Source organism: Paenibacillus sp. LjRoot153 (genome assembly GCF_964253085.1).
Lineage (GTDB): Bacteria > Bacillota > Bacilli > Paenibacillales > NBRC-103111 > Paenibacillus_E.
The window spans coordinates 1-13,120 of record NZ_CAXUQH020000002.1 but is presented as its reverse complement, the minus strand read 5'-3'; the positions used below and the strand labels follow the sequence as shown (position 1 = coordinate 13,120).

Sequence of the window (13,120 nt, the reverse complement as noted above, 5' to 3'; positions counted from 1 at the left end):
GGTGGGACGTGCTTTGATATTTGGGAAGGGGAAAGGGTTATCTGTTTTTCTATCAGTTTCTATGCTAGTCAGCCTAAACGCTGCCTGCAGCGAAAGCACCGAAAAACTGGGTGTCGCTGAGAAGGGTACTGTGAAAGAAAGTATGCAATCGGAAACAGAGAAAAAAGGAAGCGACCGGAAGTACCCTCCCTCATTAACTTATTGGGTGTCTATGGATACTGATGCTGCATTTACGATTAAAAGTTATGGGGAAATGGGTTTGTACAAGCAATTGGAGAAGATTACGGGAACTAAAGTCGAATTTCATCATCCTCCAGCCGGGGAAGCCCAAACACAAGACCAATTCAATTTGATTATGGCTGCAGGTAAACTTCCAGATATTATTTATACCAATTGGGTGTCCAATTCCCCGGACAAGGCCATCAAAGATGGCAAGATTCTTCGTTTAAATGAAATCATTGATACGTATGCACCAAACCTTTCCAAGTTACTGCAGGATAAACCGTATTTGAAAAAACAAATTACGAGTGGTGAAGGGAATATTTTTGCGTTTCCTTTTATTGCGGATGATCCACCGATATTTGCACACCATGGTTTAATGCTGCGCAAGGATTGGTTGGATCAATTGAATTTGCAACTACCTGCCACAATTGACGATTGGGAGAAAGTGCTGACAGCCTTCCGCGACGGGGACCCAAACAGGAACGGCAAGAAGGATGAAATTCCGTTTTATTATAGAAAGATAGATATGGAAAACAGTTACCCTTTTATAGGAGCATTTGGAATTACGACTGGATTTTATCAAAATGGCGGTGTTGTCAAGTATGGTCCCGCAGAGCCGCAGTTCAAGGATTTCTTGACTTTAATGAACAAATGGTACAAGGCAGGACTGATTGATAGAGATTATTTAACATCTGACACCAAAATAAGGGATGGTAAGATGTTGGATAATCAGCTTGGAGCTATGGCAGGCTGGGCAGGAAGTAATCTTGGTGCATTTATGCAAAAAAAGAAAGACAAAGAGCCCCATTTCAAGCTAGTCGGTGTTCCTTTCCCTACGCTTAAAGATGGCGGTAAAGCATTATCGAAGGATGTTCCTCTAATTACTGGTTATGGTGCAGCGATTTCCACAACAGCCAAAAACCCTGATCAAATTGCTGCATGGCTGGATTTCGGTTACAGCCCTGAAGGATCAATCCTGTACAATTTCGGTGTAGAAGGCGAGAGCTATACCCTCGTAAATGGAATGCCGCAATATACAGAGCTAATATTGAATAACCCTCAAAATTTGTCTGTTTCTCAAGCCCTCTCAGCATATGCACTACAAACCATTAGTGGACCTTTCGCATCAGACTCGGATGCAGACAAACAGTGGCATGCTGACGCGGTACAAGCGGATGCCATGGCCAAATGGATCCAAGCAGATCACTCGAAAGAGTTGCCGAACATATGGATGTATGTGGAAGAACAAAAGAAGTTTGCTTCTATTATGAATGATTTAACTACCTATACAAATGAAATGATCGATAAGTTTATTACGGGTGTTGAGCCGTTAGATCAGTTTGACCAGTATTTAAAAACATTGACCAAATTAAGAATCGAAGATGCGATAAGTCTTAATCAAGCTGCATATGATCGGACCTTTCGCATCAGACTCGGATGCAGACAAACTGTGGCATGTTGACGGGGTACAAACGGATGCCATGGCCAAATAGATTTAAGTAGATCACTCGAAAGAGTTCCCGAACGTATGGATGTATGCGAATGAACAAAAGAAGTTTACTTCTATTATGAGTGATTTAACTTCTTATACAAATGAAATGATCGATAAGTATATTACGGTTGTTTAGCCGTTAAATCAGTTTGATCAGTATTTAAAAACATTGACCAAATTAAGTATCGAAGATGCGATAAGTCTTAATCGAGCAGCTTACGATCGGTATTTGTGAAAAGTAACAGTACATACCTACAGTTCATAGCACAAGTAATAACCTAGATCTTCTTGCGAAGGTCTATTTTCATTTTCTCTCCAAATAAGTAATCTAGATAACCAATATATAATATGGATTATATTCGATAGCATAGACTCTTAATATACTAATGGGAAGCTACGGCTTATTGAATAATACAGATTAATGGAGGTTATTACAAGGTGAATTGGAGAGAAGATACGTTAATTGTTCATGAGGCACAAGTTCCCGACAAAGACTCGGGTGCGGTCGTTCCAGGAATTATTCCTGCTGTAGCTTATGCATTTCCGGATTTGGAAACAGCCGCGGCTATAGTAGCTGGTGACAGAGAAGGTACTTATTATGGACGATATGGTAATCCGACAACTCTGCTTCTTGAGAAAAAAGTTGCGAAACTTGAGGGAGCAGAAGAGGCACTTGGTTTAAGCAGTGGTATGGCTGCAATTTCGAGTGCTTTACTAGCTTTTTTGAAGAAGGACGACCATGTTCTTGTGACTAAGGACGTTTACGCAGGAACCTATAAATTTGTTACCACATTTGCCTCTCGATTCGGTATCTCAACTAATTTTGTAGATTGTACAGATGTTGATAAAGTAGAGGCAGCCATTCAGCCGAATACCAAAGTTCTATATATTGAGACACCATCAAATCCGTGTTTGACTATTTTAGACATTGGTAAATTGTCGCAATTGGCTCATTCATATGGATTAAAAGTAATCATTGATAATACGTTTATGACTCCTTATTTACAAAAACCAATAGAGATGGGCGCAGATCTCGTTGTGCACAGTGCAACCAAATATCTAAATGGTCATGGGGATGTCCTCGCAGGTTTCGTGGTAGGTAAAACCAGAGATATTTCATTTATTCGCAAAAATATAATGGGTGATTTGGGACAAAATTTAAATGCTTGGGATTCATTCCTGATTTTACGAGGTATGAAAACATTGGCTATAAGAATGCATCGACATTGTATGAGCGCACAAACAATTGCTGAGTATTTGAAAGATCATTTTCTCATAGAAAAAGTTTACTATCCGGGATTAACATCACATCCGCAATATGAACTGGCCAAGAAACAGATGAAGATGATGGGCGGAATCGTTTCTTTTGAAGTGAAAGGGGGTCTTGAAGCCGCGACAAGATTTATGAATTCACTTCGGTTGGCAATGATTTCCTTTAGCTTGGGTGATCCTGAAACACTTGTGCAGCATCCCGCCTCCATGTCGCACTTTGCTATTCCGGGGGATCAGAGGGGGAAGTTTAACATAACTGACGGGTTAGTACGCCTTTCTATCGGATTGGAGGATGTATCGGATATCATTGAAGACTTGGATCAAGCGCTCGGAAGGATAAAGTTATCGTTTTGAGAGTAAAAAAATGTAAGTGACTTACATTTCACTAAGTTATCCAAGTTAAATTGTACTAACTGGATATGGCCATAGTCTTGGTTATTTGAAGGATTTATTATCCGGAAAATTGCCCTGTGAGAATGTGTTATTTAACGGAGACGTGACAGTGATGTACGTCACTTAGGGCAGCAATTGTCTGATTTCTTATTGCAAGTATTTTACCTCATATCCCAAAGGTAATGCTAACTCCATCCAGAACTTTGCTGGTTCCACTGAAGCCATTTTGCCATTCTAGTATGCTCCAAGTGTGTAAACTGCAAGCCAGGAGGGCAAAAACTATAGCTAAACCCAGTGAAAGATGGATCAAGATGCATTGAGATATGGTGGATTGCCACCAAATCTTTAAAAAGAACTGGGAATATGAATACTGTTAACCTTAAATAATTAATCCAGACATTAAATATGTAAAACGGGCTATATGCGATTGAAAGCTCCACTAATATAGTTAAAGCAAGCCGAGAGGCATGGTTCATAACGAATAACATGATCTAAGGGAGGTATGCATTGATGAAGCTATCGAAGAAAAAAGGGCTTTTGACAGTGATGTCGGTGTTTATGTTGGGAAGCTTAACCATCGCCTGCAGTAACACTAGTAACTCAGGTGTAAACGAGAGCAGTCCCGCGAAAGAAAGTACGAAACCATTAGATACAGCTAAGGAGCCAAGTGCAGGTTCGAAATACCCGGCCTCATTGACTTATTGGGTGTCTATGAACACGGATGCAGCAGTATCGATTAAGAGTTACAGTGAGATGGCACTGTACAAACAATTGGAAAAAGTCACTGGAACCAAAGTAGAATTTCAACATCCACCTGCCGGAGAAGCGAATACAAAAGATCAATTTAATTTGATGATGGCCTCAGGTAGACTCCCAGATGTCATCTATAACCAGTGGTCGGCGAACTTTCCAGACAGGGCGATCAAAGACGGAAGAATTCTTCGTTTGAATGAAATTATAGAAAAGAACGCGCCAAATTTATCTAAATTACTGAAGGATAAACCGAATATCAGAAAAGCGATTACAAGTGATGATGGGAATATATACGCGTTTCCATTAATTGCAAGCGATCCTCAGGTATTTGTATATCACGGCTTAATGATTCGTAAGGACTGGTTGGACAAATTGAATTTACAATCGCCCAATACAATTGAGGATTGGGAGAAAGTGCTAACAGCCTTCCGCGATGGGGATCCAAACGGGAATGGTAAAAAAGATGAAATTCCATTTTTTTACAGACAAACGGATCAGGAAAGCAGCTACGCATTTATTGGAGCTTTCGGAATCACAACAGGATTCTATCAAGATGCCGGCCTTGTAAAATATGGTCCTGTTCAACCGAAGTACAAAGATTTCCTAACCTTGATGAACAAATGGTACAAAGCAGGTCTTATTGACAAAGATTATTTAACATCGGATCCGAAAATAAGAGATGGTAAGATGCTGGATAATCAGCTTGGATCAATGGCAGGCTGGGTGGGGAGCAGTCTTGGAGCTTATATGCAATTAAAGAAAGATAAGGACCCAAATTTCAAACTCATTGGTGTGCCGTTCCCATCGATTAATGGGGGGAGTAAACCTATATCGACGGTAGGTGTTCCAATCGATGGTAGCGGCGCAGCGATTTCTGCATCAGCCAAAAATCCGGAAAAAATTGCGGCATGGCTGGATTTCGGTTACAGCAAGGAAGGAGCGCTCATGTACAATTTCGGAGTTGAAGGTCAAAGTTACAGCTTAGTGAATGGGAAACCACAGTATACTGACCTTATTTTGAAAAATCCGAATAAATTGTCCGTTTCACAAGCCCTAGCACTCTATTCGTTAGAAACTTCAGGGGGACCGTTCCTTGTAGATGCAGACGCGGACAGACAATGGCATAACGATAAGGAGCAAGCGGATGCCATGGCAACATGGATTGTTGCCGATCATTCTAAGCAGCTGCCAAATTCATTACTAAATGCAGATGAACAAGCGAAGTTTGCTTCTATTATGGCAGATTTAAATACTTATAAGAACGAGATGACTAATAAGTTTATTATGGGTATAGAGCCGTTAAGTAAATTTGATGATTATATACAAACCTTGACTAAATTAAAAATTGAAGACGCGGTAAAGCTTAATCAAGCCGCCTATGACCGTTATATGAAGAAGTAACCAAGCGAGAAGTCCGTGTTGAGACGCTATGTTTGGGCACGGACTTTCGATTATTAAGCTGCTTTTTTTAACAAGGAGGAATATTTTATGCCGCTTATCTCCAAACAGATTCCTGCCGTGACAAAGGCGGCGGATAAAATGAAGTTTAGCTATAGGTTGAAGCGAGATATAAAAGTAAATCGTTACATCTACATAATGATAGTACCTGTTGTGCTCTACTATTTAATATTTCATTATGGTCCGATGTATGGCATACAGATTGCTTTTAAAGACTACTCCCCTGGAACGGGCATGTGGAATAGCCCATGGGTTGGTTTTAAATATTTCGAGGAATTTTTCCATAGCTTTTACTTTGTCAGATTGATTCGAAATACACTGCTTCTTAGCTTCTACGATCTTACCTTTGGATTTACTGCACCTATTCTTTTGGCTTTACTGCTTAATGAGCTTCGAAGTGCTTTGTTTAAACGTATTGTTCAGACAATCACCTACGTACCGTATTTTATTTCGCTTGTTGTTGTAGTTGGACTAATGGTCGATTTTTTGGCAAGGGATGGACTGATCAATAATATTTTGGCACATTTCGAATTTGAAAAATTGGCCTATCTGAGTGAGTCCGGATGGTTTCGTACGTTATTCGTTAGCTCCGGCATTTGGCAAAACATTGGCTGGGGAACGATTATTTATTTGGCAGCGATGTCCAGCATTGATCCTTCGCTCTATGAAGCGGCCAAGGTTGATGGGGCGAGTCGGCTAAAGCAAATCGTACATATTACGATGCCTGGTATTATGCCAACCGTCATCATTTTATTGATTCTGCAAATAGGCAGTCTCATGTCTATTAACAGCGACAAAATATTGCTCATGTACAATACAGCTACTTATAATACAGCGGATGTCATCGGAACATACGTTTACCGCAAGGGCATATTGGAGGCGAGTTTCAGCTACAGTGCAGCAATCGGATTATTTAATTCAGTAATTAATTTCATGTTATTAATATTAGCTAACTCCTTTAGCAAGAGGGTAACGGAAACAAAGCTATGGTAAAGCAGGGGGTTGCATCACATGAATAATAGATCAGTATGGGAGTTAATTTTTGATGGCTGCAATATCTCGTTTATGCTGTTGCTAATGTTTGTTACCTTATATCCATTTTGGTATGTTCTGGTTGCTTCATTCAGTGATCCAGGATGGATCGCGCAGACAAGGGGGATGATATGGTGGCCCCATGAATTCAGCTTGGAATCGTACAAGGCTGTATTTAACAATCCAATCATTATTACCGGTTATTTGAACACTCTGTTTGTGGTAATCGTAGGCACGAGTCTTAATCTTATTATGACTTCTTTAGGTGCTTATGCTTTGTCCAGGAACAACGTTATGTTGAAAAATCTTATCATGTTTATGATCGTTTTCACGATGTTCTTTAATGGTGGACTAATTCCGAATTACTTACTTGTGAACGGTCTTGGAATGTTGGACACTTTGTGGGCGCTGATCTTTCCTGTGGCCATGAGTGCATTCAATTTGATTATAATGAGAACGGCTTTTCAAGCTGTGCCAGTGAGCCTGGAGGAAACGGCGCGGCTGGATGGTGCAAATGATTTTACAATTCTCATGCGTGTGGTGCTACCACTTTCACTGCCGGTTGTAGCTGTTATGTTTTTATTTTATGGAGTCGCTCATTGGAATTCTTGGTTTAACGCGCTCATTTATATGAGAGATCGTGGGAATTATCCGCTGCAACTAATTCTGAGAGAAATTCTAATCAGCAACAGTACGGATAATATGACAGCAAATTCGGGAGGAAACAAGTTAGAAGTTGCTTTGACCATTAAGTATGCAACGATTATCGTCGCCACAGGGCCGATCCTTATTTTATATCCCTATTTGCAAAGGTTTTTCGTTAAAGGCGTTATGGTTGGGGCTATTAAAGAGTAAAAAAATACTGTTAATACAGGGAAGGAAGTTTTAAACATGAGCTTACTAGGAAATATTCCGGTTATACCCACGCCATTTGTAGATGGTAAAGTACATTACGAAGATTTTGATAGATTAATAGAACAAACCGTGCAGTCATTGGATGGATACGTCGTTTGCGGAAGTACGGGAGAAGCTCCGGCATTATCCAAAGAAGAGAGAATCCAAATCATTGATTATATGGCTAAACGAATGCCATCAGGGAAAGAGATTGTGGTCGGACTCGGCCACACGAATTTGGCGGAGGCAGTCGAGATTGGCAAAGCAGCATCAGATTCAGGTATTAAGGCTGCATTAGTCCCAAGCCCTTACTATTTTCCTAATTCACTAGAAATGGTAGAGGAATACGTGGGGATGCTTGCAGATCAAACTGGTTTAGAACTTGTATTCTATGACAACCCGACAACAACCAGCACCCAATTTACAGCTGATGAACTTTTACATCTTGCTCAATCCATCCCATCTATCAAAGCGATCAAAATGACCGACCACTCATTCTCAAAAATTCGCAAATTAAAAGAACAATCGAACCTGATTGTTTTCGGTGGCGATGATATTATTTGTTTTAGAGCCTTTGAAGCTGGCATTGACGGGAACATGATCATCGCCCCCATCATTTACCCTGAGGATTTCCGCAATTGTTGGAATCTGTATGTAAGCGGTAAACGAATTGAAAGCTTCAAGCTCTATGCAGAAGTCATTCTGCCGTTTATAAGCATGTTCGGTCCCGGTGACGAGATTCCCACTTCGAAAGCTCTTCTGTATCACTTAGGGATATTCTCCTCCCCTGAAACAAGACTACCACTTCTGACTTCCAATTCCAGAAGAATTCAAGAAGTTATTTTGGGTTATGAAACTGGCATGCAACAAAAGTCATAGTTTAGAAGAAATGCAGTCACTTGTACGGGGTGACAGAAGGAAGTGTAAAGCTTCATAAGCGAATCTTTTTCAGGTTTGTGTAGCTTCAAGCTACTGAAAATGATATTTACACATCTAAGATGATCAGAAGGAGTGATTTTAAATTCTAGAAGTAGAAGGAGTGTAATCAATGTTCAAAAAAAGCAACCTTTCAGGAATGGCTTTGAACAGAAGAGTCATGATCCTTTTCCTGTGTTTATCTGTAGTCCCGGGCCTGGCAACTTTTATTCAGTCGACTGCCTATGCCGCTACAGATTATTATGTAGCTACTACGGGGAACGATTCTAACCCGGGAACACAGGAAAGGCCATTCCTAACGATTCTCAAAGCTTCTCAAGTCGCCTCTCCTGGTACCACCGTGCATGTCGCACCGGGTACATACACTGGCGGGTTTCGAACATTGGCAAACGGTACAGCGACCAACCGAATCCACTATATTTCAGACACGAAGTGGGGAGCAAGGATCATTCCACCGCCTGTCAACCCTACAGAATATGTATGGGATAACCAGGGGGACTATGTGGACATCGAAGGTTTCGAAGTTGACGGAAATGGCAGTGATACGCGTCAAGGTATCTATACTACGGGAACCTACACCGCTATAAAGAACAACCACGTCCATCATATTGCTACGAATATCGCATGCACAGGCAGTGGCGGGGCAGGCATTAACACGGATTATTGGACATACGGAGTTAATACCGAAGTTACTGGGAACGTCGTCCACGACGTCGGCTATGAAGGTTGTCATTTCATTCAAGGTATCTATATCAGTACGTCTGCTACTGTGAAGAATAACTTGGCTTATGATATTGGCGGGGCAGCCATTCATCTTTGGCATGATGCGAATAACGTTACTATTGCTAACAACACAGTTTTTTCCTCAAAATTCGGTATCATTGTGGGCGGAGGCGACTTCCATCATACCACTGGACCAGCTGATAACGTCAACGTGTCCAACAACATCGTTTATAACAATCTCTACGGGATCTCAGAACAAGGTGCTACCGGTACTCACAACACTTATACAAACAATTTGGTCTACCAAAATAGCATCTATAATATTAACCTTCAAAACGGCTTAACTCATTCCGGTACATTCACTGCAGATCCGGAGTTTGTGTACGACCCAGGGACAGGAGGCGGGGATTATCATCTCAAGTCCACTTCACCTGCGATTGACGCCGGATCACCGACCTACGCGCCTTCTACGGATTTGGATGGTAATACACGACCGATGGGTACTGGCAATGACATCGGTGCTTACGAATATTCCCCTAATACATTCACTTTAAATGCCGTTTCGAAAAATATGAAAATCGGAGAAACGACAAAACTGATCTCGTCAACCGACTTAAGCGGAGCACAATACGTTAGCGACAATCTGAGTGTGGCCACTGTCGACAGCAGCGGAGTTGTAACCGCTACAGGAAATGGTGTGGCTAACATTACAGCGACCGTAACAAACGGAACGTCAAAGTCAAGCACCATTCAAATATATGTAGCGGAGCGCTTGCAATCGTTAACATTGCAGACTAACGAACCCAATCCAGAGGTGGGGCAAACGCAGCAGTATACGGTAAGTGGTCTATTAAGTAATGGAAGTGCTGCAGATTTGAATAATGCCACCGTCCGTTACTATATGAATAATCGTGTTGTTGCTTCTGTCAATTCGGCAGGTTTAGTTACCGGACTTACCAGCGGGACTGACCTATTGAATGTGGAAGTTACGTTAGACGGTGTGACCAAAAAAGCAAGTACGAACGTGACAATTGATCCGCCTAGTCTTGCTTCCGTTGCCTTAACTGTTACGAAAGATGCCATGGTCAAGGGGCAATTTGCCCAAGCGACTGTTTCAGGTACATCCAACAACGGTAAGGTTGCCTCTTTAAAAAATGCCACAATTACTTATCGCAGCAGCAATCCTGGTATCGCTAGCGTTAATGCCAGCGGTTTGTTAACAGCGATCGCACCGGGTACAGCTGGTATTACAGTGGATGTTACTTTTAATGGTCAGGTCTTTTCCGCAACGCGCATGATTACTATACAGCCCGGTATTGCGGTTATTTACCAATTTACCAATGTGCCAATCGTTTCCAAAACAGCGGGCATCATTATCTATGCTCCTACATTGCAGTTTGAAGCGGTAACTGCAGGACCTTCGATTACGTTCAGTTTAGATGTACCAGAAACGCATTTGTACCAACTCGGTCTGAAAACTTTTAAGGCGAGCAGCTATGGAATTTACACAATCAAAATCGATGGACAGCAACTCGCGGAATATAATTTTTACGGAAACACGGGAAGAGGTACTGCCTTCGACCCGATTGGAGAAACATGGCTAACACAAGGCATCCATCAAATTACATTTGAGAATATAGGTAAAAATCCAGAGTCCTCCAATTACAAAATGGGTATTACTGAAATCGAACTGCTTGCTCCTCAGGATATATCACCTCCCACAACCATAGCAGCTGTGTATGGAGCGGAAAAAAATGGATGGTATCATTCCGATGTTCAAGTAAGTTTGAAAGCCGATGACGCTGATCCCGGAGTAATCAAAACAGAGTATCGTTTGGATCAAAACTCTGAATGGGCGACTTATGTAGAACCCATTCATTTATCCGTAGATGGCATGCACACGTTATATTATCGTTCAATAGATGGGGTGGGAAATATAGAGGAGGCTAAATCTCTTCAAATCAACATTGATCAAACAGCACCATTACTAACCGTTCAGTTAGATAGAACGTCCATATGGACACCGAATCATAAAATGGTGCCGATTAATGCCATATTAAATTCGAGTGACACTGGATCAGGCGTAGCCACCGTGATCTTATCCTCAATTTCGAGTAATGAGCCGGACGGCTCGCAAGGTGACGTTCAAGCCAATATCGGTTCAGAAGACACATCCTTCAGTTTACGGGCTGAAAGATCAGGTAGCGGAACAGGACGTATATACACAATCACGTATACGATAACTGATCAGGCAGGCAACCAGGATGAGACTTCTGTAATTGTTACAGTGCCTCATGATCAATCTGGAAACACTAAATAAAGGGAATAATTAGTAAGTATATAGTGAAAACAAAAAAATGCCCCTACTTGGTAAAACAGAAACTGTTTTCTTCGAAAGGGGTTTGTTATGTAAAGCTTTCGAGATTCGTACGGAATGGTTATTTTGGGGTTTGTGTAGTCATGTATTTCATAGCTAAAGAATCATGGTAAGATTTAAAAATTATGTAAGGAGTGAAACAAATGTATAATGGAAAAATTCTTTTTATAGAATCACATGGTAGAAGAGTTTGGACAGTATCCTTATGTTTAATGATAATGCTTTGTTTGGTTCTCACTTTTCAACCATCAAAAGCACATGCCATAGTTAACCACATCTATGTAGCAACCACTGGAAGCGATACTTACCCGGCGGGCGACGGTTCGCCTGCAAAACCATACGCCACGATATACCAAGCTTCTACAGTAGCAACTCCCGGCACCATCGTGCATGTCGCTCCGGGTACCTATACTGCCAAAATGACTACTACTGCGAGCGGCAATTCAACTGACCGAATCAGCTATGTATCAGATACAAACCCGGTGACTGGAGCCAGAGCCAGGATTATTCCGCCGACAAGTCACACAACATTTGACGGAACTATATGGGTTAACCGAGGCAACTATGTCGATATTGATGGGTTCGAAATTGACGGTACAGGCAATCACATTTCTAACGGCATCTGGAACGGAGGTCACCATGTCACGATAAAGAATAATCACGTCCACCATATTGAATATATGTATGGGAGCGGTGCAGCCGCATGCAACGGTAATGGCGGTTCTGGCATTAACATATCCGATTTTTACCAGAAATATGAAACTCCTCCTGTACGCATGGTAGGAACCGTGGTCACAAACAATATAGTCAACTCCATAGGTGACCCTGGCTGCAACAAAATTCAAGGTATCTACATTTCCACGACAGCTACTGTATCGAATAACATCATATATGACATTGGTGCCGCAGGAATCCATCAATGGCATGATGCTACCGCTAACGTAATTGTCAACAATACTATCACAGACACCGATATTGGCATCTTAATTGGTGCTGGAGACGGTTATGTCGCTTCTTGGCCTGTTAATACTGATAATAACATAGTATCCAACAACATTGTCTATAAAAACCGTCAACATGGGATCAACAATCAGCTAAACGGCTCAGTCGGCACCCACAACACTTACGATAGCAATTTGGTGTACGGGAATACTATTCTAGATTGGCGGCTTGCAGCCCAAAATACACATTTGAACACAGTTGCAGATGAGCCAGAGTTTGTGAACTATGCTGGGCATGATTTCCACCTCCAATCTGATTCAAAAGCGATAAACGCTGGAGTCACGGCCAATGCGCCTTCCACTGATTTTGAGGGTAATAGTCGCGTTGGAAAGGTGGATATTGGAGCATATGAAAACCAAGTTAGCACTACGAAAACTCTTACGTTCTACCACCATGACAGTGTGAGTACTACTAGTGGGAATGCATCTGGGGTCTGGTATAAACAAGCACTTGTCGATGGGGTGGTTGTATGGGAAGCGGATGTAACAGACCTGGGTACAGCTTGGCGATCGGAAACCGTTAATTTCACAACTTCTGGCCCAAGTTTTACATTAAAGTTCAGACTA

At 41.6% G+C, this 13,120-nt stretch carries 8 protein-coding genes; all 8 read left to right on the top strand.

The window, feature by feature from the left end; genetic code table 11:
• The first annotated feature begins 61 nt into the window (after positions 1 to 61).
• Complete coding sequence (locus ACSQ8P_RS35460) at positions 62 to 1,684, top strand: extracellular solute-binding protein (RefSeq protein ID WP_436239688.1); 1,623 nt, start codon at positions 62 to 64, stop codon at positions 1,682 to 1,684.
• A gap of 468 nt (positions 1,685 to 2,152) precedes the next feature.
• Positions 2,153 to 3,340: a trans-sulfuration enzyme family protein gene (locus tag ACSQ8P_RS35455; RefSeq protein ID WP_436239687.1), complete on the top strand. Its 1,188-nt coding sequence runs from the start codon at positions 2,153 to 2,155 to the stop codon at positions 3,338 to 3,340.
• Positions 3,341 to 3,889: 549 nt separating this feature from the next.
• Entirely contained in the window at positions 3,890 to 5,533 is a 1,644-nt protein-coding gene (locus ACSQ8P_RS35450; protein WP_436239686.1) for an extracellular solute-binding protein, read from the top strand.
• Between the two features lie 87 nt (positions 5,534 to 5,620).
• Positions 5,621 to 6,583, top strand: coding sequence for an ABC transporter permease (locus tag ACSQ8P_RS35445; protein WP_436239685.1), 963 nt, complete (start codon positions 5,621 to 5,623; stop codon positions 6,581 to 6,583).
• An 18-nt stretch (positions 6,584 to 6,601) separates the two neighbouring features.
• The gene (locus ACSQ8P_RS35440) at positions 6,602 to 7,477 is read left to right on the top strand and encodes a carbohydrate ABC transporter permease (protein ID WP_436239684.1); all 876 of its coding nucleotides are present in this window, start codon (positions 6,602 to 6,604) and stop codon (positions 7,475 to 7,477) included.
• A 36-nt stretch (positions 7,478 to 7,513) separates the two neighbouring features.
• Positions 7,514 to 8,395 (top strand): dihydrodipicolinate synthase family protein, encoded by an 882-nt coding sequence (locus ACSQ8P_RS35435; protein ID WP_436239683.1) that lies wholly within the window; start codon positions 7,514 to 7,516, stop codon positions 8,393 to 8,395.
• A 169-nt stretch (positions 8,396 to 8,564) separates the two neighbouring features.
• A complete protein-coding gene (locus ACSQ8P_RS35430) occupies positions 8,565 to 11,495 on the top strand; it encodes an OmpL47-type beta-barrel domain-containing protein (RefSeq protein ID WP_436239682.1) in 2,931 nt (976 codons plus the stop codon).
• 200 nt (positions 11,496 to 11,695) lie between these two features.
• Positions 11,696 to 13,120 (top strand): choice-of-anchor Q domain-containing protein (locus tag ACSQ8P_RS35425; RefSeq protein ID WP_436239681.1); only part of this gene is annotated, 1,425 nt, incomplete at its 3' end.